Source organism: Pseudomonas sp. FP1742, from assembly GCF_030687145.1.
Taxonomy (GTDB): Bacteria; Pseudomonadota; Gammaproteobacteria; order Pseudomonadales; family Pseudomonadaceae; genus Aquipseudomonas; species Aquipseudomonas frederiksbergensis_D.
Genome location: NZ_CP117460.1, coordinates 4406634 through 4427439 on the forward strand (window position 1 = coordinate 4406634; position 20806 = coordinate 4427439).

Genomic DNA, 20806 nt, shown 5'->3' on the forward strand with positions numbered 1-20806 from the left:
TGCCTCAGCGCCCGGTCACTATTGGTGTACTGCCGGGCGCTGAACAGCAACCTGATGCTCAGGGTTCTTCAAACGCAAAACCAGCTTGCGCAGCTCACTGAACCAGAAAACCGTGCTGGCCATGGCAAAACAGAACCCCCACTGGCTCAGTGTCAGGGCACTCGTGCCGAACGCCTTATTGAGTGGCGACCAGTGCACCACGGCAATCTGCAAAGTCAGCGCCAACGCAATGGCCCCCCAGAGCCACCGGTTGGCGAACAACCCGATAAATGCACTGGCCGACTCTGAGCGAGCGCTCAGCGCATTGAACAGCTGCGCCAATACAAGGACGGTAAAACCGGCAGTGCGTGCTTGAACCAGCGATTCATGCCCGGGTATCAAACCATCGGGCAGCATCCAGTCGACCGTCAGCAAGCTCGCCAACGCCATCACCAGACCGACCTGGAGCACGCCGCTCCACATTCTTGCATCGATGATTCGATCCGTGGGCTTGCGCGGGCTACGCCTCATCACCCCCTCATCATGCGGATCAAGCCCCATGGCGATGGCAGGTGCCGCATCAGTGATCAGATTGATCCACAGAATCTGGGTGGCCAGCAGCGGCAGAACGATCCCGCCCCGTTCATCAACCAGGCCGATGACGCCGGCACCGATGACGGCAAGAAAGACCGTCAGGACTTCCCCCATGTTGGAAGACAGCAAGTAACGGAGAAACTTGCGGATATTGTCCAGAATCCCGCGCCCTTCGCGAACAGCCGACACGATGGTGGCGAAGTTATCGTCAGCCAGAATCATTTTTCCAGCCTGTTTGGTCACTTCCGTGCCGGTGATGCCCATGGCAATGCCGATATCGGCCGACTTCAGTGCCGGGGCATCATTCACGCCATCCCCGGTCATCGCCACCACATGCCCCTGGGCCTGAAGCGCATCGACGATCCGCAGCTTATGCGAGGGCGCCACGCGTGCATAAACCGATGTCGATTTGACGGCCTCGGCCAGTGCCGCATCGTCCAGCTTATCCAGATCGGCACCGGTCAACGCCCCGGCCCCGGCCTGGATGATGCCCAGATCCTCGGCGATGCGGGCGGCCGTTCGCGGATGGTCGCCAGTGATCATAATGATCCGGATGCCTGCGCGATGGGCCTGGGCGATGGCCGGCGCGACTTCTTCACGCGGTGGATCACTGATGCCGACCGTACCGATGAAAACAAGCGCTGTCTCAAGGGCTTCACCGGCCGCGACCTCCTCGCCAGGCGCCAAAGGACGGTAAGCCACGGAAAGCGTACGCAACGCGGCACTCGACAACTCATTCACATCAGCCACGGCTTTTGCACGCAAATCGTCGGTCAGTGGCACCACGTCCATGCCGACTTGAACATGGGTGCAATGTTGCAGCAGCACATCGGGCGCGCCCTTGCTGATCAACAATCGCTCATCGTTGTGCTCATGATCGATAACCACAGCCGACATCATTTTTCGAGCGGAAGTAAACGGTATTTCAGCCACGCGCTCGAAGCGCTCCTGGCTGCGTGCGGGCGCATCAAGCTTGCGCTCCGCCACCAGAAAGGCGCCTTCGGTCGGATCGCCTCGTATCACCCAGGTGCCATCTTCCTGCTGTGTAAGCGCGGCATTGCCAGCCAGGCTTCCGCCGCGCAATAACAGCACGTTCTCGCTGTGCACCGGGCCACTGCTCAGGGGCACGTCCTGGTGATGAATCTGCCCCTGCGGGGCGTAACCGACACCGCTGACCATCCCTTTGCCCGAGGCAGTCATGGTTTGCTGGATGGTCATTTCGGAACGGGTCAGCGTACCGGTCTTGTCGGTGCAGATGACCGATGCAGAGCCCAAGGTCTCCACTGAAGACAGGCGCTTGATGATGGCTTTGCTGCGCGCCATCCGCAGCATGCCGAACGCCAGCACCAGCGACAGAACAGCGGGCAGCCCCTCTGGCACCGCAGCCACCGCCAGGGACACACCCAGCAGGACAACCTGCAGTAAATCGTCGACACCCCGAACATCAGTGAGCATCAGCACGGTCGCGACGACAACCGAGGCGATGACCAGCACCGCGAGGCCAATCATCTTGCCTATCTCGCGCACCTCCTTTTGCAGAGGTGTCACCTCTTCGGGCGTGACATCCATCAGGTGCGCTATCGCCCCTACCTCCGTCGCCATGCCGACCGCCGTGACAATGCCGAGCCCCACCCCCTGAACGATGGCCGTGCCTTTGAAAACCATGTTGGCGCGCTCTGCCAAGGGCACTTCGCTGTCCAGACGGAGGGTGTCTTTGCAAACCGCTTCACTCTCCCCGGTCAGCGAAGCTTCCATTACCCGCAAGGCATTGGCCTGAACGAGTCGAGCATCGGCGCCCACCGAGTCGCCTTCGGATAACACCAGCAGGTCCCCAATCACCAGGTGATGACTGGGGATACGCGCCACGGTGCCATCGCGCATGACTGAAGAAGAGGTTTGAGTCAGTTTGGCCAACGCCGCAACAGCTCGTTGTGAGCGGGTTTCCTGGAAAAACCCCAGGAGCGCATTAACCAGCACAATCAGAAGGATGACCAATGCATCGACCGGCCAATCGCGGCCATCCATCAGGAACCAGGTGACCAGGGTGATGGCCACCGCGGCGAACAGCAGATACACCAGCGGATCCTGAAACTGCGCCAGAAGATAACGCCAGGCGGGTTTGACCGGTTGGGTCCGTAACTCATTGGGTCCGTCACGGTTCAACCGGGCCTGGGCTTGCGCACTGGATAAGCCCGTGCCGATGTCTGTGTCCAGCTCACGGGCAATCGTCTCCACATCTTTAAGGTATGGGGATGTTATACGGGGGCTACCAGACTCAACTGTCCTGCTCATCTCTCGGATGCCTTGTTGATTTAGCTCAATGTCCTTGCGCTGTTCAAGTGTAGAAAAAACTGAGCGGACCGGGCTTGCGGTCCATTGCCATCAACGCATCAGACAGAGGACATCACCATGAACGACTTGAGTCTGCGTCAGAGCATTATGGATGAGCTTGAATTCCAGCCTGAGATCGATGCCGCCAACATCGGGGTAACCGTGGACAACGGCGTCGTCACGCTCACCGGGCACGTTAAAAGCTACGCGCAAAAAGTCAGCGCGGAACGCGCGGTAAAAAGCATAAAAGGGGTACGCGCCGTGGCCGAAGAAATTCAGGTCAGGCCGATGAAAAGCGCCGGCACGGCGGACGACGCCATTGCCTCCCGCGCCTTGAACATCCTCACCTGGAGCTCCGATATTCCTGAGCAGGACATCAAAGTCATCGTGCAGAAAGGGTGGATCACCCTTGAAGGCGAAGTGGACTGGCAGTACCAGAAAGAAACCGCCGAGATGGCCGTGCGCAAGCTGTCGGGAGTGGTAGGCGTGGACAATCGGCTCACCCTTCGCCCGCAGGTGAACGTGGAGGATATCCAGCGTCGTATCGAAGAAGCCCTCAAGCGCAACGCCGAAGTCGATGCCCAGGAAATTCACGTCAAGGTCGAAGGCGATGTGGTGAAGCTGGAAGGCAAGGTACATTTGTGGCGCGAACGCAAGATCGCCGAACGTGCCGCCTGGTCAGTGCCGGGGGTGAGGCAAGTTGATGATCATCTGCGCATTGCCTGAGTCAATGGGCCCGGGGAGCCCGTAATTCCCCGGGATACCAGGCACTTGCGACGGGCCAACGGCTTTCCGTTCGTCGATTGCTCCCGCAATCTTCCGAACGGAATCCGTGCCCGGGTTCACAGCACCTATGCTTTATATATAACCACCCAAGGCGCCATTGACATGACTGAAGTCCGCCTGCTTCAGGGTCAACACCTCAAGGCTGCCTGTTCCAATTGCAGTGTATTAGAGTTTTGCCTGCCTTTTGGTCTCGACAAACTGGAACTCGAGCGCCTGGACAAGCTGATTTTGCAACGGTTCAAAGTCAGGAAAGGCGCCCCCCTCTACCGTGCAGGCGATCCCTTGCGCTTGCTGTATGCGATTCGTATCGGTTCATTCAAGACCAGCGTGCTGTCGCTCGATGGCCGCGAGCAGGTCACCGGGTTCCAGTTGCCCGGCGAGATGCTTGGCCTGGACGCCATCAGCACCGACGAGCACACCTGTAATGCGTTTGCCCTGGAGGACAGTGAAGTCTGCCCCATCCACTTTTCTCAGCTGGAAAAACTCGCCCGGGAGCTGCCGGCGCTGCAACACAACCTGAACAGGTTTCTGAGCCGTGAAATCGTCCGCGATCACGATCTGCTGATGATGTTGGGCAACATGAACTCGGATGAGCGTCTGGCCGCCTTTCTGCTGAACCTCTCGCTACGCTTGAGCATGCGAGGCTACTCATCCAGCGAATTCATACTCAAGATGCGGCGCGACGAAATAGGCTCCTACCTGGGGTTGCGCCTGGAAACCATCTGCCGGGGCATTGCCCATCTGCGGGAACAGGAACTGGTGGAAATAGCCGGTCGTGAGGTCAAGATCCTGAACCTGCACGGGCTCAAGCAGCTGGTCGCCGGTTGTCATTCAGCGATCCTCCACTGACGCTGCACGGCTTTTCAGCGCTTATCAAGGTAACGAAACAACTCTTCCTCCTGATCGAAGTGCAGCCGCACGAGGGTATCCAGGCGGATTAACTGATGCTGTATCTCATTGACAGAAGCCGTTGCCGGGTCGGCACTGAAATCCGTGCTCATGCGCGCCAGTAAATGGATCAGGCGAAAGATCTCGCGGTGGACGTGGCTCATCGCCGACATGGGGTCCTCGCCGGGCAGGCTTTGCGTCAACAGCGGGTACAGGGTGTTTTCATCGTCCCGTTCGTGGCGGGCCAGTGATTCCTGCAGGTTTTTTACCAGCGCCAGCAAGTCGCTCTGTGCTTGCTCGAGTGGGCGCTGGGCAAAGTCGCTTGCCAGTTGGTGCAGATCGCTGAGTACCGAAGCGAGCTCGTCGTGCTCGTCTTGCAGGTGATCGATATGCTCGGCGGCCAGCTTGCGTTGGCGCAAACCCGGTAACGGCCCCAATGCACGCAAGGCATTGAAAATGATCACCACGTCGATGCCCTCCTGCACCACGGCACCGACCAGCGGCGGCAGGTAACCGAAGGCGGCCACTCCCATGGCCAGCACCGACATGCCCATGCCGGCCAATACGCCTTGACGGGCGATGTGGCGGGTCTGACGGGCGATGTCCAGCGCCTCGACCAGACGATCCAGACGATCCACCAGCAGCACCACACCCGCCGCTTGCGCGGACGCCGTGGCACCGCTCGCCCCCATGGCCACCCCGACATTGGCCGCCGCCAGGGCGGGGGCATCGTTGATGCCATCACCGACCATCAGCGTGCTGGCGTGCTGGCAGGCATCCTGTACCGCACGCACCTTGTCCCCAGGACTCAACCCGGCACGCAACTCGTCGATCCCGGCCGACAGTGCAATCATCTCGGCGGTTTCCACGCGATCGCCGGTGAGCATGACGATCCGCTCGATGCCTCTGTTGCGCAGTCGGCGCAGGGTCTGCGGGGTTTCCCGACGCAGTTTGTCGGAGAAGATCAGCAGGCCGGCGAGCGCCCCGTCCACTTCAATGAAGCTGCCGCTGCACGCCAGGTAATCCATGCGACGCAGCATGCTGGTGGCCCAGTCGCCAACCGGCGATTCATTTTGAACAAACGACAACGTGCCGAAGCGCACCCGCAGGCCATCAATCAACCCGCAGAGCCCCGAGCCCGGGCTTTCCTCGACCGCCTGCGGCACGCTGAGCGGCAATCCACGCTGACAGGCCGCCTCGACAATGGCCTGGGAGATAGGGTGTGTCGAGGCCTGTGCCAGCGAAGCGGCCAGGCTCAACAGACGCTGCGGATCGAGCGCTCCGTTGGTCTCGATCGACTGCAGACGGGCATGGCCGCTGGTCAACGTGCCGGTCTTGTCGAGAAACACTTGCTTGACCCCGGCCAGCGCTTCCAGGGTGACGCCGTCCTTGATCAGAATCCCGCGCCGCGCCGCCCTCGAGATACCTGACATGATCGAAATCGGCACTGCCAGGATCAACGGGCAAGGCGTGGCCACCACCAAAACCGCCAGCGCGCGCAACGAGTCGCCACTCATGTACCAGGCGATGCCGGCAATCAACAATGTCAGCGGAATGAAGAACAACGCGTAACGGTCGGCCAAACGCACGAAAGGCGCGCGCGAGCGTCGTGCCGCTTCGGCCAGGCGCACCACCCCGGCATAGGTGCTCTGCGCTGCGGTTCGAGTGGCTGTCAGCAGCATCGGCGCACCGACATTGGTCACACCGCTGGGCAGTAGCTCTCCTTCCCGGCGGGTGACCGGCAATGACTCGCCGGTGAGCGCCGACTCGTCGAGAATCGCCGTGGAGCTGAGTAGACGGCCATCGACCGGCACCACCTCCCCCAGGCGTACAAGCAGCGTCTGATGTGCCTGGATCTGCTCGACCGGAATCTGCCGTAAATTGCCGTTTTCCTGTAACCAGGCAACGCGTGGCGCCCGGTCGACCAGCGCACGTAGCTCACGTTCGGCACGTTGTTTGGTGAAAAACTCCAGGATGCGCCCCGACGCCAGCATCAGGGCAATCACCGCCGCCACCAGTGTCTGCTGAAAAAACAACGCGGCGGCTATCGACAGCAGAGCGATCAGGTCCACACCCGCCTCGCGCCGGGCCAGGCGCCTGACAATCTCGACGAGCAGCACCAGGGCCATCACCAGGCTGCCCGCGGCCCAGCAAATCGAGGCCCAGTCAGACTTGTGAGCAAGCTGCGCAATGCCCCCGGCCAGCAGGGTCAGGGTGGTGAGCAGCAGTAGAACCGGGTCCAGCCACTTACTGAGCATCGATGTGAATTCCTCAAAAAACACTGCGCATCCCTCGCGATAGAAACGCCCGCGACTCATCACAGTCCTGGGTAGAGCTTAGGTCTCGAATGCCCGGCATGTTCGCTGCGCGTTATCCATTGAAGCTTCGCCTGGCGTTAGCGCAATGGTCACTGCGGGACAAAATCGCTGTGTGCTTTCTTTCTGATCTAAATCAAACAGCCGGGGGACGTTCACGTAGACATTTAGAGTCAACGTTCACTCCGCCGCATCTGCGGTCTGCGCCCATTCTTTCGTTTCGTGGAGGCTTACTTAACATGGCGACTCATCTGCACGGCACGCAACCGATCCTCCCGCCGACCGCCCCCCAACCTCTCGCCGGCAGCTTGCGACAATTGGAGCCCAAACGCCTGTCCTTGAGCCTGCTGATTGCCCTGGTGGTCGGCTCGATGATCGGCAGCGGCATTTTCAGCCTGCCGCAAAACATGGCCGCCAGTGCGGGTGCCGGCGCCATCCTGATTGGCTGGCTGATCACTGGCGTCGGCATGCTGTCGTTGGCGCTGGTCTATCAAACCTTGTCCAGCCGGCAACCGACCCTGGACAACGGCGTGTTTGCCTATGCCCGGGCGTTGGGCGGTGAGTTCCTCGGCTTCAACTCCGCCTGGGGCTATTGGATCAGCGCCTGGGTCGGCAACGTCAGCTACATGGTGATTCTGTTTTCCGCGCTGAGTTTTTTCTTCCCGCTGTTTGGCGAAGGCAACAACAAGGCGGCGATTGCCGGGGCGTCCGTGGTGCTCTGGTCGTTGCACTGGATGATCCTGCGGGGCATGCGCACCGCGGCCAAAGCCAACGCCCTGACCACTCTGGCCAAAATCGTGCCCTTGCTGCTGTTTATCGGGCTGGTGATCGCGGCCTTCCAGCGTAAAACCTTCATGGTCGACTTCTGGGGTTCTCCCGCACTGGGCAGCACGCTGGATCAGGTCAAAAGCACCATGCTGGTGACCGTCTGGGTGTTCATCGGGATCGAGGGTGCCAACGTGTTTTCCGCCCGAGCGGCAGAACGCGTCAATGTCGGCCGTGCCACCGTTATCGGTTTTGTCATTACCTTATTGCTGCTGATTGCAGTGTCTCTGTTGTCGCTGGGCATTCTTGGACAACCGGAGCTGGCGACCCTGAAAAACCCTTCGATGGCAGGCGTACTTGAGGCGGTTGTCGGGCCGTGGGGTGCGATGCTGATCAGCATCGGCCTGATCATTTCAGTGGGTGGCGCCCTGCTCGCCTGGACGCTGCTGGCAGCCGAATCGATATTCACCCCGGCCAAGGAAAAGGTCATGCCGGGCACGCTCGCCGTGGAAAGCACCCGTGGCGTACCGGCCAATGCGCTGTGGATCACCAACGGCTGCATCCAACTGTTCCTGTTGCTGACGCTGTATTCGAGCGCCACTTACCTGACCCTGATTTCCCTGGCCACCTCGATGATTCTGCTGCCGTACCTGTTCAGCGGTTTGTACGCATTGAAACTGACCTGGCAGGGCCAGACCTACGCCGGCCACCGAGGCCTGCAACTGCGCGACATGGCCATTGCCTCGGTCGCCACGCTGTATTGCCTGTGGTTGCTGTATGCCGCCGGGCCTAAATACATGTTGCTCAGCGCCTTGCTCTACGCCCCTGGCTCATTGATTTACCTGGGCACCCTGAAGGCTCGCCAGGGACAAGCACTCAACGGCCCCGAGACGGGACTGTTGATCATTATCTGGGTGGCGGCCGCCATCGCCGGCTGGATGTTGTGGTCCGGAACACTGGCCTTGTAAGGGCCAGTGTCGGGTTGTTTTGTCATGGTGGGCCGAAACCAATGCTCGCAGCTCACCTTATTCGCCAAGAGGAGAAAAGAAATGAGCAACTCCGTGAAGAAAGTACCCGTTCATACCGAAGCGAAAACCGCTATGCGCCCAAAGACAACTGATCTGACGCGCCCCTTCGAAAAGCTTCGGCAACAGGTCGACCATCTGTTCGAAGACTTCAGTCTTGGCTCAGGGTTGTCACTGTTCAATCGCGGGCTGTTCGATGTCGAACCCTTGTGGGGTCGGGAATTGATCGGTCAGAGCATGCCTGCGGTAGACATCGTCGAGAAAGATAAAAGCTTCGAAATCACTGCCGAACTACCCGGCATGGATCAGAAGAACATTGAGATCAAGCTGTCCAATGGCAGCCTGATCATCAAAGGGGAAAAGCAAGAAGAGAAGGAAGAGAAAAAGAAAGGCTACTATCTCAGCGAACGTAGCTATGGCTCCTTCGAACGGATGTTCAACCTGCCCAAAGAGGTGGATGCCGATAAGATCGAAGCCAGTTACAGCAAAGGCGTACTGAGCATCTCGTTGCCGAAAAAGCCTGAAGCCCTGAAGGCTGACAAGGTCGTGCAGATCAAAGGCAACTGAGTCCTGGGCCTGCCCCTTGTCGGGAAACCGACAAGGGGTTTTTTATGGGGTACCAGACAACCTCGCCCTTCATCTCCTGAACGTTGTGGGGCTCTTAATGACCAACCAATGCCTTGAGCCCGGTCAGCGAGCGGGTATTGATTACGTTATGTTTTTCCAGCCAGCCTCGGCGTGCCCGGGCGACGCCATAACGCAACAAGTTGGCGAAATCAGCAGTGCGGTGTGCATCCGAATTGACGCTGATCAGCACCCCCTCCTCCTTGGCGTATTGGCACTGCCGATGTGGCTGTTGGTGCAACCGGACATTCATCGGCCACTTCGTGCACCGACTATTGATAAAACTCAAATGGTCGACTGCATTCAGGCGTAGGAATGATTGAAGAGGCGGTACAGGCCCGCGACGTCGAATGGATCGAAAACAACCCCGTGCGAGCCCTGCCCTGACAGTCGACGTGATGCCGCGCCGCATCGCACGTCGGGCAATCCACCCTTATGGGGATGACGTTCATGAACACACCTTCCCAAAACATGCTGAACCAGCTGTATGGCTCACATACCCACATTGACGAGGCCTCCATCGTCCCGCTCTTGCGTCAATACGCCGAACCCCTGCCGGAACTGAGTTCACCGGCCTTTGGTGAAATGTTCGACCGCTTCGCCGATGCGCGCGTGGTGATGATCGGTGAAGCCAGCCATGGCACCAGTGATTTCTATCGGACCCGGGCGGCGATTACCCAGCGGCTGATCGAGCAGCACGGGTTCAATATCGTGGCCGTTGAAGCAGACTGGCCTGACGCGGGTCATGTAGACCGCTATGTCCGGGGGCTGGCGCGCTCAGCCTGGGCACGCCACATTTTCAGCCGGTTCCCGACCTGGATGTGGCGCAACACCGATGTGAAAGCGTTCACCCATTGGCTGCATCAGTACAACCACCAACACGCGCCTGAACAGCGCGTCGAGTTTCGCGGTCTGGACGTTTACAGTTTGCGCAATTCCATCCATGAGGTGCTGAGCTATCTGGACCGTGTCGACCCGCAACTGGCACACGAAGCACGGCGTCGCTATGGCTGTTTGACCCCGTGGCAGGATGATCCTGCGCTGTACGGCCATTTTGTCGAACGCGACGGCATAATGCCCTGCGAGCATGCGGTGGTCGAACAGCTCAATGCCATGCTGGCCGAGCAATTGGCCGGGATCATCAAGGATGATGAAGCGTTCTTCGATGCGACCCGGAACGCCCGGGTCATCCAGGCGGCGGAACAATATTACCGAGCGATTTATCGAGGTTCGACGGCCTCCTGGAACCTGCGCGACAGGCACATGTTCGACACGTTACGTGCGCTGCTCGAACACCGTGGCCCGCAAGCCAAGGCCGTGGTGTGGGCGCACAACTCCCATATCGGCAATGCGGCCGCCACGGAAATGGGCTGGAAGGGTCAGTTCAATATCGGTCAGCTGTGCCGCCATGCCTATGGGCGCGATGTGGTTCTGATCGGCATGAGCACCGACCATGGCCAGGTGGCCGCGGCCGACGACTGGGATGGCGAGATGCTCATCAAGGATATCCGGCCGTCCCGGCCAGACAGTTGGGAACGCCAGTTCCTCAACGCCGGCGTCCCGGCTTCATTGACCGACTGGCGGGATCCGCAGCGAAAAGAGCTGCGCCGAGCCCTGTCCAAGCCTCTGCTGGAGCGGGCCATCGGTGTGATTTATCGACCCGCCAGCGAGCGCAGCAGCCACTACTTCGAGTCAGTGCTGACCGAACAATTCGACGCCATGGTCTGGATTGAACAGACGCAACCGGTAACAGCGTTGCCCCTGCCGAAAAGCCAGGCGCTGGAACCGGAAGACGAAACCTTTCCATTCGGCATATGACAGGCATCGGACGGTGGTTGTCTGCTTTGGATGACTACCGTCGCAAATACTGCTCGAACCAGTCGCCGGCCAGTCTGGCGACTTCTTCGAGGGTTCCTGCTTCTTCGAAAAGATGTGTCGCGCCCGCCACCACTTCCAGACGCTGCTCGCACTGCAGGGCGCGACTGCTTTGCACATTGAGGTTGAGCACCACCGGATCCAACTCACCGACAATCTGCAAGGTCGGCGCCTTCACGCGGGACAGCGCCTCACCCGCCAGGTCGGTGCGCCCTCCCCGGCTCACCACCGCATGCACCACGTCCGCCCGCTCGGCCGCGGCCAATAGCGCCGCAGCAGCACCGGTGCTTGCGCCGAACAGTCCGATCGGTAGCGGTTGCAGTTCGGCGTCCCGGCCAATCCAGTCGATCACCTTAACCAGTCGGTTGGACAGCAGCGCAATATTGAAACGCAATTCCCGGGTCTGGTTGTCCAGGTATTGCTCCGGCTCCGTGAGCAGATCGAACAGCAACGTGCCCAACCCCCGCTGAGCCAGCGACAGCGCAACCTGTTGATTACGCGGGCTTGAACGACCACTGCCGCTGCCATGAACAAACACCACCAAGCCGCCCGCGTGCGCCGGCAGACGCAGGTCGGCAGACAGCTCCACGTTCCCCAGGTCGAGCTTTCGATAGCGAGGCTCAAACATCGGAATCCTCCTGACCGCCAACACGCGTAGCGGCTTCTCTGCCCCAGGCCCGTTGCAAAAGATCGATGACTTCTTCGTCCGAGGTCTGGGAAAAATTCAAGTACCAATTGCCGATCGACATCAGCCACTCGGGAGTGAGCGGGCAGATCACCTCATCGACTTCGCTAAACAGCGCCTCTACCGTCTCCGGTGGCGCCACCGGCACGGCGACGACAATCCGCGACGGTGCTTGCAGGCGCGCCGCCTGGACCGCCGCCATCATCGAGGCCCCGGTCGCCAGGCCATCGTCGACCAGAATCACCACCTGATCCTTGAGCACCACGGGGGCACGCGAACCCCGGTACAGGCGCTCGCGACGCAACAGTTCCTGGGTTTCCCGCGCCACCACGTTATCGAGCGTGCGCTGATCGATACGGTTCGCCCGCAGCGTATCGTCATTGACGATCTGGATGCCGCCACTGGCAATCGCGCCCATGGCGAACTCCTGATGGAATGGCACCCCGAGCTTGCGGACCAGCATCAGGTCCAGGCGAACCTCCAGGGCCGTGGCAATTTCATAGGCCACCGGCACGCCGCCACGGGGCAAGGCGAGAACGATGACATCGGGTCGATGAGCGTATTTGAGCAGCGGCTCCACCAGCCTTCGACCGGCATCCACCCGGTCACGCAAGAGGGTTTGCGTCGAGGGACTATGAATCACTTGAACACCTCCCCAGGCGATCACGCCTGTCGGTTCGTATCACACAGCCTTGACCTCTCCACGTCCTTGCGGGATCAAGCATCGGTTTTCACTAGAGTCCTCCGCTGAAGTCTCCTTGTTGTTGATTTTTATCAAGTTCGCGCGCAAGGCCCGCCGTGGATGCGCAATGGGTTTGGCCGTTCATTTCGCCATAGTTGATCAATATCAATCGGGTTGGGGACCGATGGGTTACGTTGCCGACATTGGACAGCGGCTCTCGACGGGAGATTGCCATGCCGACCTTACTTGCGAGCCCGCGGTTGCGCTTGTACGACAGCGATGAACTCGATTCGGTGCTGCAGGCAATGGCGCGCCAGGCAGCGGCGCTGTTGCCGCCCGCTCAAGCGGCGCTGATTGGCATCCAGCGCCGCGGCGAACCTCTGGCGCAGCGTCTACAACAGCATCTGTCACGTCAGACCGGCCAGCCGGAACTGCCGCTCTACCCCTTGAAGGTCAAGCGCTATGCCGATGACCTCAAAGTGCTGCATGCCCACACCGAACTGACCGAAAACCCGCTGCTGGGCGAGCTGGACCTTGCCAGCACCACCTTGCTCGTTGTCGACGATGTGCTGTTTGAAGGCCATTCGCTCCTGCGTACCTGCGCGTATCTGGCGCAACTCGGTGCTCGTCGGGTCTACACGGCCGTATTGGTCGACCGGCACGTCTGCCAGCAACCGGTCCATGCCGATATCGTCGGGGTGCATCTGCAAGTGGCCGCCACTGACATCGTCGAATGCAACGTGCCCCCTTACGAAAGGGAGTTCTGTATTGAGGTCTGGCGGCATGGCGCCGCGCGATGACGGCGCCACATGTGTAATCGAACAGTGAGTACCGCTTACTGTTTACTTTTTTCGTCCTGGTCGCCTTCCATCATTCGTGGTCTGAACATGTGCATCGGCATCTGCCAACGGTCATTGCCGTAGAGCCGGTGATGCACCACCGTCCAGAACAGATCGAAAATGGTTTTCTGCTCGGCATCCAAAACCTCGTAGAAGGTTTTGGTACGCACCAGCGCAGCATCCAGGTGCTCCAGATGTGCCTCCATCCACTTGGTTTGTACGCGCAAACGCTCTATCTCTCTGGCCATTCTTTCGGGGGTCGTTTCATCCATCGGCGCCTTCTTCGTACTCGCCCTTTCATCACGTTCGGCCTTGGCCTTTTCCTGATGCTGATTGGCGTCCGCCATGACCCCCGTGGCCCATGTATCCCAGGCAGCCATTTGCTCCGGCTTGAGATTGAGCTTGCCCTTGAGATCGTCCAGGGTCTGTTGCGTGTATTTGACCCAATCGAAATCCTGAAAACGATGATACATGCCACCTTGCGCAGCAGACGTCGGCGGGTTGGCGAAGACGCTGGTAGAGGGCACCAGCAACACGCTTGCCGCCATTAACATGCATTGGCCGATCAGGCTTGATCTGTTCATTTCAGTTCATCTCGACACCGTGGGTTGATTCGAGAATAGGAGTCGGCCTGGGGGTATATCTGATCCACATCAGAAAACAGGCAGACCGCCGGGCAAGTGGATAAGCGGTCGAGTTGCCCCGTAAGAGGAGCGGCCAACCATCGCTATCCACAGTGCTGTCACCCAATCCAGCGGATCACTGGCTCCTTCCTGGGCACGGGCGCGGGCGCGGATTTCGGGTGACCGACGATGATCGGTGCCACTGGCGTCCACTCCGCGGGAAGGCCAAGGTCATGCTTTCCATCCGGCGTACCAAGAAAACCCTGGGCAAAACCGATCCAGCAAGTGCCAAGCCCTTCAGCGTACGCCGCGAGCATCAGGTTCTCGGCAGCCAGCGCGCAGTCTTCGACGACCCACTGACCCGGCGCGGTTCCCGAAATCAGGATGAGTACCGGCGCGTGGTAGAAGATTTGATAGTTTTCATCATCGAGCAACGTATGGAAGTGCTCGGGCTGGGCCGCTGCGGGTATTGTCGCCAGCAGGTGAGCCTTCGCTTCGCGCGAGACCCGATCCAGCAGGCTCTGGTCGCGTATGACGGTAAATGTCCACGGTTGTTGGTTCATCGCGCTGGGCGCCTGCGCAGCGGCACTGATCAAACGACGAATGACGTCTTCATCAACCGCTTCTGTCGTGTACTCCCGCGTCGAGCGACGGCCCGAGATCGCCTTATCGATGTTCATGGGGGGCATACCTCAAAAGAGTGTCATATCCTTTATAAAGTCATCCGCCCACGAGGGCTTGCTGTTGATTTAAATCAAATCAAGACAGAACCGGCCTTCCGTTTTGTCTGATGACTCGCCCCCCCTCGGAGCGGACCACATTGCGCGAAATTGATCTGCATCAGATGGACGATAACCGCTCAATGCACACTGCAAGCGTCTGGCTCGCGCAGGAGCGCTGACATGGGCGGGAAGATCATGGCGTGTATCGGTGGCAGCGCCGCGTTGCGGCTGCTGATCCGCGTCATGCTGACAGGCGTCTGCGCACTGGCCTGGAGCGCGGACGGCGCCGCACAGAGCGTCGAGCCAGGCGTCACGATCCTCGTTTACCACCGGTTCTCGGACACGGCCGACGACTCGATGACCGTGCGCATGAGCACCTTCGAAACCCAGTTGCGCGTCCTGCGCGAGCACGGTTATCACATTGTGTCGCTGCGCGAGGTGGTCGACTGGCTGCGTAATCCCGATGCGACGTTAGCGTCGAAGCCGGTGGTGATCACTGTCGACGACGGGCATCGTTCAGTCTTCGACAAACTGCTGCCCGTCATCCAGCGCGAACGCTTTCCGGTGACCCTGTTTATCTATCCATCGGCCATCTCCAACGCGTCCTATGCGCTGACCTGGGAGCAGTTGCGCACCCTGAAGCAGACCGGCCTCATCGACATCCAGTCGCATACGTACTGGCATCCCAATTTCAACGTCGAGCGCAGGCACCGCACGCCGGCGGATTTCCAGCAATTCGTCCGAACCCAACTGCAAAAATCACGTCAACGCATCGAGTCGCAAACCGGTGCGCAGCAGGTCGACATGCTCGCGTGGCCGTTCGGTATCTATGACGACGAGTTGATCGCACTCGCCTCCGACGAGGGTTACGCAGTGGCCTTCACTCTAGACGCGCGCAAGGCCGACCGGCACGCGCGACTGCTCGCCCTGCCGCGCTATCTGATGAGTGATGCCTACGGTGCACGCGCGTTCGCGCAGTTGCTCGGCGAACCGGACACCCAGCCGACCGCGGGGAACCCGCGATGACCGTCATCCGCGCCTTGAGGCGCTACGCAATCCCGGCGCTACTCGCCGTTGCTGCGCTGCTGACCGGGCAAGGCGCACAGGCCGTCACCGGTGTCGTACTCGACTCGAACACGCAGAACCCGATCGCCGACGCCATCATCACGACCTCGGCCGGCGTGATGCGTACCGACGAAAACGGACGGTTCGAGACGGCCGAGGCAGTCGAGCGTATCGCCGCCCGCGCCCCAGGGTATTTACGCACCGAGGCCAAAGTGGGCGACGAAACGCCCATGACGCTCGCCCTGACCCCGTTTCGCCCCAAAGCGGTCTACCTGTCGGTGTTCGGCGTGACCAGTTCGATCCTGCGCAACAACGCTGTCAGCCTGAGTGAAAAAACCGAGATCAATGCACTGGTGATCGACGTCAAGGGTGACCGTGGCCTGACGCCCTATCGCAGTGCGGCGCGCGAGGCGATCGGCGCGGCGGCCCATGTGACCACACGGGCACCGCAGATGCGCGACTTGCCGGCGTTACTTGCCAAGCTGCATGCGCAATACCCGTACCTGATCGCGCGCATCGTGGTGTTCAAGGACGATCCATTCGCCAGCGCGCATCCCGAGTGGAGCGTGCACACCGCCGACGGCCAGCCGTGGCGGGATCTCGAGCAGCTGCAATGGATGGATCCGTATTCGCACGAGGTCTGGCAGCACAATCTCGATGTCGCCGAGGAGGCCGCGCGGATGGGTTTCGACGAGATCCAGTTCGACTATGTGCGTTTTCCCGACAAGAGCGGGCTGCGCTTTGCCCTCCCCAACAACCGCGCCAACCGGACCGCGGCGATCATCGGTTTTCTGCAGGCCGCACGCGCGCGGCTCGCGCCCTACAACGTGTTCGTCTCCGCGGACATCTTCGGCTATGTCTGCTGGAACCTCGACGATACGGCGATCGGCCAACAAATCGAACTGCTGGGCGCGGAGCTCGACTACATTTCGCCGATGCTGTACCCGTCCAGTTTCACATGGGGGCTGCCGGGCTTTAGCAACCCGACAGCCGACCCCGGCCAGATTGTCAGGCGTACCCTGGCGGAGGCAATGAAGCGCACCCACCTGCCAGGCGTGCGCTTTCGTCCCTGGCTCCAGGCCTTTCGCGACTACGCCTTCGATCGTCGCCCGTTTGACGCCGAAGCGATCAGCGCACAGGTGAACGCCGCCGACGCCGCCGGCACCGATGGATGGATGTTATGGAACCCACGCAATCACTACGAAGCCGCCGATCTGCCACAGCGCTAAAATGCTGGGCAATGCTGCTTGGCCTGGCGATGGCGGCGCACATTGCATGCGCCGCCGATCTCGACGCGACGACGCGCCTGCAAGCCGCACAGATCGTCGAGGGCCAGATCGCCGCCGGACGCGTTCCAGGAGCCGTTGTCCTGATCGGTGACGCCACGCAGGTGTTTTATCGCCAGGCCTTTGGACAACGCACGACGACGCCCCCCCGCGAGCCGATGACGCCGGACACCGAGTTCGATCTGGCATCGCTGACCAAGGTCATCGCGACCACCACGGCCATCCTGCAACTGGCCGAAACCGGCCGCCTCAACCTGGACGCACCCGTTGCCCGGTATTGGCCTGCCTTTGGGTCCCACGGCAAAGAGGCGGTGAAGGTGCGTGACCTGCTGGCGCACACGTCCGGGCTGCGCCCAGATTTGCCTGGGCGGCCAGCCCGTGCGGGCCGCCAAGGTGTGTTGAACGCCATCGCGGCGCAGCGGCTGCGCAACGCGCCGGGTACCCAGGTCATTTACAGTGACCTGAATTTCGTGGTGCTCGGCGAGCTGGTCGAACGCATCACCCACAGCTCGCTCGACGCCTATTGCCAGGCTCACATCTTCGGGCCGCTGGGCATGCGCGACACGGTTTTTCTGCCGGATACCCCGCGAGCGATACGCAGCGCACCGACACTCGCCACCAAGGCTGGCACGCTCCGGGGGCGCGTACACGATCCGACGGCGCAATGGATGGACGGTGTATCCGGTAACGCCGGGCTGTTTTCCACGGCGGACGACCTTGCGCGTTTCGCGCAGATGGTGCTGAACCAGGGGCGCGCCGGCAATCGACAGATCCTGCGGCCGGCGAGCATCGCCGCCCTGGCGAGCGCCGTTTCACCGCTCGACAGCGTGCCGTGGCGCGGCCTCGGCTGGGAACTGGCCGCACCGTTCGTGCCGAACCATGATCGTCTGCCGCCGATTGGCGTCATCGGCCATACCGGATACACCGGCACGGGGCTGTGGATTGATCTGGTGACCCGCCAATTCATGGTCATCCTGAGCAACCGCGTGTATCCCGATGACCGCGGTGACGCGCGCCCGCTTCGTGCGCAATTGCTTGCACTGATGGCCAGTCGCGGGGCGCCTGCAAGCGGCGCGCAAATCGGCCGGTTGCTGCCCTCTGCGTTGCCGGCACTGCGGGCCGCCGATCGTCTACCCACCGCGACAGGCCCGGTGCAGACAGGCATTGACGTGCTTGAGGCACAGCAATTTGCCCCGCTCGCCGGCCTGCGCGTGGGCTTGATCACCAATCGCAGCGGATTCGACGCCAAAGGCCGACGCACCGTCGACGTCCTCGCCCATGCGCCAGGCGTCAGACTGGTGGCGCTGTTTTCGCCCGAGCATGGGCTGAACATCGACGTGGACGAACGAGTCGGCGACACCCGCGACCCGGCGACGGGCCTCACCGTGCACAGTCTCTACGGCGCAACCCAGCGCTTCCCGGCCGGTTCGCTCAAAGGACTGGATGCGCTGATCTTCGATATTCAGGACGCCGGCGTGCGCTTCTTCACCTACGAGACAACACTCGGCTACGCACTCGAAGCCGCCGCGGCGCAAGGCATTGCGCTGTTCGTGCTGGACCGGCCCGCCCCCCTCGGCGCACAACGTTTCGGCGGCCCGGTGATGGACAGTCGCCGCGAATCGTTTACCGGCTATTTCCCTGCGCCGCTGCAGCCCGGCATGACCGTCGGCGAGCTGGCGCGTCTATTCAACCGCAACAAGCACATTGGCGCGGACCTGCGCGTGGTGCCGATGCTGGGATACCGACGCACGATGACCTTTGCCGACACCGGGTTGGGATGGGTGCCGCTCTCGCCGAACCTGCGCACGCTCTCTCAGCTGGACCTGTACCCGGACATCGGTTTGCTCGAAGGCGCGAATCTGAGTGTGGGGCGCGGCACACCGCACCCGTTCGAGTGGGTCGGCGCGCCATGGATCGACGCAACCCGGCTCGCCAATGCGCTGAATGCATTTGACGTCGGCGCGCATTTCGAGCCGATCGACTTCGTCCCCACCGAATCAAACTGGCACGGTCGGCTCTGTCATGGTGTGAGCATCACCCGCCTCTCAACGCCTGCGCAACGTCCCGTAGCCAGCCTGGGGTTGACGCTGCTCGTCACCCTGCACACGCTCTATCCCAATGTGTTCGACCTGGCGGCGACCCGTGATTCGATCGGCTCGCAAAGCGTGTGGCAGGCGATTCGCGACGGCGCGACACCTGACGCGGCGCAGGCGCTCGACGCAGTGCCGCTTGCGCGCTTCGCGCGGCTACGGCAGGAGAACTTGCTGTATTGACCGGCAGCGTCATCGATTGCCGATCGATGGCGCCGGTCCACCGGTTTTTTCCTTTTGCATCAGATAGGCGACGAGCTTGTCCAGGGTGTCCACCTGTTGGTAATCGATTTCCGGAATGGCCACCCCCAGGCTCCGATTCAGGGCCTCGATGAGGCGAAGCCAATCCATGGAGTCCAGATCAACCTCCTCGCGTAGGGGGCGGTCACCGGGCAATTGCTCAGGGTCGACTTCAGGAGCGATGCGCTTCAACGCGTTCAACACCTGATTGCGTACCGATAGCGGGTCCATGGGCTCACCCTCACAGGTTCTCTGGGGTTTGTAACAAGCGACGGACTTCCCCCAGGAAGCGTGCGCCGTAGTGACCATCGCTGACCCGATGATCGGCTGACAAGCTGCTGACGACGGTGGGCATGACACACAACTGGCCATCCTTGACCCAGGGCCGCTCGCCGATACGACCGAAACCGACCAGGGCAACCTGGGGCGGGTAGATCACCCCCAGTACGCTGTCTACGCCCTGGTCGCCGAGCTGGGTGACCGTGATGCCGGCGCCACCCAGTTCGGAGCTGCGCAGAGAACCGCTGCGGGCGCGCTCCACCAGGCTGGACAGTTCACTCATCAAATCGGTCAAGGACGTGTCGGCCACATGCCGCAGAACCGGAGCGACCAACCCGCCCTGGCGCAAGGCGATTGCCACGCCAAGGTCTGTATCGGCTGCCGGTTTAAAGCCGTTGTCCTGCCAGGCACCGTTGAGCTGTGGATAGTCGCGCAAGGCCAACGCCACCGCTTTGAGCAGCAACACACCGGGTAACAGGCGCTCCGGCAATGGGCTTTGCGCGTTGTGTGCCTGCAGCCAGGCCATGGCCTTATCCAGGGCAATGGTTTCGCTCAGGTAGTAATGGGGAATCTCGCGTTTCGAACGACTCATCGCCGCCGCGATCGTGTGACGCATGGCCTGGTTGCGGTCAGGTTCCGGCGCCACGCGGGCGGCGGCTTCGACATCTTCCAGGGTCACCACGCCGTGTGGACCATGGCCCTGCAACTGACTGGCATCGAGCCCCAATTCGGCAGCGCGTTTGCGTGCCGCAGGGGAAATCTTCGGCCGCCTTGCAGAAAGGTTTTCCGCCGCAAGCGGCACCGGTGCGGGCTTCACCATCCGTCGCACGCTCTGCGGACTTTCACCCGGTTCCAGCAACTGCGCGATGGCGGTACCGACAGGCACCTTGGCGCCGACATCGATCAACAGTTGCAAGACCGTGCCATCGTGCCAGCACTCTACGTCGATAGCGGCCTTGGCCGTATCGACGACGGCAATCACCTGACCAGGCTTGACCGCATCGCCGGGATGGACTTTCCATTCCAGCAACGTGCCTTCATCCATATCGGCTCCCAGCGATGGCAGTTTAAATTCGATCACGCTTGCCCCTCCTGGCCCGCTACCCGGACGCG

The 20806-nt window shown here is 61.0% G+C and carries 18 protein-coding genes; 9 read left to right on the forward strand and 9 right to left on the reverse strand.

Annotation, left to right across the window (positions count from 1 at the left end):
- Positions 1 to 18: 18 nt before the first annotated feature.
- Entirely contained in the window at positions 19 to 2865 is a 2847-nt protein-coding gene (locus PSH64_RS19715; RefSeq protein ID WP_305478310.1) for a cation-translocating P-type ATPase, read from the reverse strand.
- A 117-nt stretch (positions 2866 to 2982) separates the two neighbouring features.
- Here PSH64_RS19715 and PSH64_RS19720 point away from each other — a divergent pair, with 117 nt between their 5' ends.
- Together PSH64_RS19720 and fnr are read left to right on the forward strand one after the other, a co-directional pair.
- The gene (locus PSH64_RS19720) at positions 2983 to 3630 is read left to right on the forward strand and encodes a BON domain-containing protein (protein WP_105346849.1); all 648 of its coding nucleotides are present in this window, start codon (positions 2983 to 2985) and stop codon (positions 3628 to 3630) included.
- A 162-nt stretch (positions 3631 to 3792) separates the two neighbouring features.
- Positions 3793 to 4539 carry a fumarate/nitrate reduction transcriptional regulator Fnr gene (gene fnr, locus PSH64_RS19725; RefSeq protein ID WP_305478311.1) on the forward strand — a complete coding sequence of 249 codons (747 nt, stop codon included), beginning with the start codon at positions 3793 to 3795 and terminating at the stop codon, positions 4537 to 4539.
- A gap of 14 nt (positions 4540 to 4553) precedes the next feature.
- On the opposite strand, the gene PSH64_RS19730 is transcribed toward fnr, so the two are convergent.
- The gene (locus PSH64_RS19730; protein ID WP_305478312.1) at positions 4554 to 6836 is read right to left on the reverse strand and encodes a heavy metal translocating P-type ATPase; all 2283 of its coding nucleotides are present in this window, start codon (positions 6834 to 6836) and stop codon (positions 4554 to 4556) included.
- Between the two features lie 296 nt (positions 6837 to 7132).
- On the opposite strand from PSH64_RS19730, the gene arcD reads away from it, so the two are divergent.
- Together arcD and PSH64_RS19740 are read left to right on the forward strand one after the other, a co-directional pair.
- Complete coding sequence (gene arcD / locus PSH64_RS19735; protein WP_105346856.1) at positions 7133 to 8626, forward strand: arginine-ornithine antiporter; 1494 nt, start codon at positions 7133 to 7135, stop codon at positions 8624 to 8626.
- Positions 8627 to 8707: 81 nt separating this feature from the next.
- The gene (locus tag PSH64_RS19740) at positions 8708 to 9250 is read left to right on the forward strand and encodes an Hsp20/alpha crystallin family protein (protein WP_105346859.1); all 543 of its coding nucleotides are present in this window, start codon (positions 8708 to 8710) and stop codon (positions 9248 to 9250) included.
- A gap of 94 nt (positions 9251 to 9344) precedes the next feature.
- Here the strand turns inward: PSH64_RS19740 and PSH64_RS19745 are convergent, their stop codons facing one another.
- A complete protein-coding gene (locus tag PSH64_RS19745) occupies positions 9345 to 9500 on the reverse strand; it encodes a hypothetical protein (protein ID WP_305478313.1) in 156 nt (51 codons plus the stop codon).
- Between the two features lie 257 nt (positions 9501 to 9757).
- Here PSH64_RS19745 and PSH64_RS19750 point away from each other — a divergent pair, with 257 nt between their 5' ends.
- A complete protein-coding gene (locus PSH64_RS19750; protein WP_305478315.1) occupies positions 9758 to 11125 on the forward strand; it encodes an erythromycin esterase family protein in 1368 nt (455 codons plus the stop codon).
- 34 nt (positions 11126 to 11159) lie between these two features.
- Here PSH64_RS19750 and PSH64_RS19755 read toward each other — a convergent pair whose 3' ends face one another.
- Together PSH64_RS19755 and PSH64_RS19760 are read right to left on the reverse strand one after the other, a co-directional pair.
- The gene (locus tag PSH64_RS19755; RefSeq protein WP_305478316.1) at positions 11160 to 11810 is read right to left on the reverse strand and encodes a dienelactone hydrolase family protein; all 651 of its coding nucleotides are present in this window, start codon (positions 11808 to 11810) and stop codon (positions 11160 to 11162) included.
- Complete coding sequence (locus PSH64_RS19760; RefSeq protein WP_181150714.1) at positions 11803 to 12510, reverse strand: phosphoribosyltransferase; 708 nt, start codon at positions 12508 to 12510, stop codon at positions 11803 to 11805. Before PSH64_RS19760 ends, PSH64_RS19755 begins: the two co-directional genes overlap by 8 nt.
- A gap of 272 nt (positions 12511 to 12782) precedes the next feature.
- Here PSH64_RS19760 and PSH64_RS19765 point away from each other — a divergent pair, with 272 nt between their 5' ends.
- On the forward strand, positions 12783 to 13349 hold the full coding sequence (locus PSH64_RS19765) for a phosphoribosyltransferase family protein (protein WP_305478317.1): 567 nt from the start codon (positions 12783 to 12785) through the stop codon (positions 13347 to 13349).
- Positions 13350 to 13384: 35 nt separating this feature from the next.
- On the opposite strand, the gene PSH64_RS19770 is transcribed toward PSH64_RS19765, so the two are convergent.
- Both PSH64_RS19770 and PSH64_RS19775 read right to left on the reverse strand, forming a co-directional pair.
- Positions 13385 to 13972, reverse strand: coding sequence for a Spy/CpxP family protein refolding chaperone (locus PSH64_RS19770; protein ID WP_305478318.1), 588 nt, complete (start codon positions 13970 to 13972; stop codon positions 13385 to 13387).
- Between the two features lie 158 nt (positions 13973 to 14130).
- Positions 14131 to 14691 (reverse strand): nitroreductase, encoded by a 561-nt coding sequence (locus PSH64_RS19775; RefSeq protein WP_305478320.1) that lies wholly within the window; start codon positions 14689 to 14691, stop codon positions 14131 to 14133.
- Between the two features lie 222 nt (positions 14692 to 14913).
- Between PSH64_RS19775 and PSH64_RS19780 the strand changes: the two genes are divergently transcribed.
- From PSH64_RS19780 to PSH64_RS19790, 3 genes are read left to right on the forward strand one after another with little or no spacing between them, the layout of a single operon-like run.
- Entirely contained in the window at positions 14914 to 15759 is an 846-nt protein-coding gene (locus tag PSH64_RS19780; protein ID WP_305478321.1) for a polysaccharide deacetylase family protein, read from the forward strand.
- On the forward strand, positions 15756 to 17027 hold the full coding sequence (locus PSH64_RS19785) for a putative glycoside hydrolase (RefSeq protein ID WP_305478322.1): 1272 nt from the start codon (positions 15756 to 15758) through the stop codon (positions 17025 to 17027). Before PSH64_RS19780 ends, PSH64_RS19785 begins: the two co-directional genes overlap by 4 nt.
- 11 nt (positions 17028 to 17038) lie before the next feature.
- Positions 17039 to 19357 carry a serine hydrolase gene (locus tag PSH64_RS19790; protein ID WP_305478323.1) on the forward strand — a complete coding sequence of 773 codons (2319 nt, stop codon included), beginning with the start codon at positions 17039 to 17041 and terminating at the stop codon, positions 19355 to 19357.
- A 9-nt stretch (positions 19358 to 19366) separates the two neighbouring features.
- Here the strand turns inward: PSH64_RS19790 and PSH64_RS19795 are convergent, their stop codons facing one another.
- The gene (locus PSH64_RS19795) at positions 19367 to 19645 is read right to left on the reverse strand and encodes an acyl carrier protein (RefSeq protein WP_305478324.1); all 279 of its coding nucleotides are present in this window, start codon (positions 19643 to 19645) and stop codon (positions 19367 to 19369) included.
- 10 nt (positions 19646 to 19655) lie between these two features.
- Entirely contained in the window at positions 19656 to 20774 is a 1119-nt protein-coding gene (locus tag PSH64_RS19800; RefSeq protein ID WP_305478325.1) for a dihydrolipoamide acetyltransferase family protein, read from the reverse strand.
- Positions 20775 to 20806: the final 32 nt, after the last annotated feature.

Coding starts and splice junctions, on each gene's coding strand:
- PSH64_RS19715 (WP_305478310.1), bottom strand. CDS start 2,865: ATGAGCAGGACAGTTGAGTCTGGTAGCCCCCGTATAACATCCCCATAC.
- PSH64_RS19720 (WP_105346849.1), top strand. CDS start 2,983: ATGAACGACTTGAGTCTGCGTCAGAGCATTATGGATGAGCTTGAATTC.
- fnr (WP_305478311.1), top strand. CDS start 3,793: ATGACTGAAGTCCGCCTGCTTCAGGGTCAACACCTCAAGGCTGCCTGT.
- PSH64_RS19730 (WP_305478312.1), bottom strand. CDS start 6,836: ATGCTCAGTAAGTGGCTGGACCCGGTTCTACTGCTGCTCACCACCCTG.
- arcD (WP_105346856.1), top strand. CDS start 7,133: ATGGCGACTCATCTGCACGGCACGCAACCGATCCTCCCGCCGACCGCC.
- PSH64_RS19740 (WP_105346859.1), top strand. CDS start 8,708: ATGAGCAACTCCGTGAAGAAAGTACCCGTTCATACCGAAGCGAAAACC.
- PSH64_RS19750 (WP_305478315.1), top strand. CDS start 9,758: ATGAACACACCTTCCCAAAACATGCTGAACCAGCTGTATGGCTCACAT.
- PSH64_RS19755 (WP_305478316.1), bottom strand. CDS start 11,810: ATGTTTGAGCCTCGCTATCGAAAGCTCGACCTGGGGAACGTGGAGCTG.
- PSH64_RS19765 (WP_305478317.1), top strand. CDS start 12,783: ATGCCGACCTTACTTGCGAGCCCGCGGTTGCGCTTGTACGACAGCGAT.
- PSH64_RS19770 (WP_305478318.1), bottom strand. CDS start 13,972: ATGAACAGATCAAGCCTGATCGGCCAATGCATGTTAATGGCGGCAAGC.
- PSH64_RS19775 (WP_305478320.1), bottom strand. CDS start 14,691: ATGAACATCGATAAGGCGATCTCGGGCCGTCGCTCGACGCGGGAGTAC.
- PSH64_RS19780 (WP_305478321.1), top strand. CDS start 14,914: ATGGGCGGGAAGATCATGGCGTGTATCGGTGGCAGCGCCGCGTTGCGG.
- PSH64_RS19785 (WP_305478322.1), top strand. CDS start 15,756: ATGACCGTCATCCGCGCCTTGAGGCGCTACGCAATCCCGGCGCTACTC.
- PSH64_RS19790 (WP_305478323.1), top strand. CDS start 17,039: ATGCTGCTTGGCCTGGCGATGGCGGCGCACATTGCATGCGCCGCCGAT.
- PSH64_RS19795 (WP_305478324.1), bottom strand. CDS start 19,645: ATGGACCCGCTATCGGTACGCAATCAGGTGTTGAACGCGTTGAAGCGC.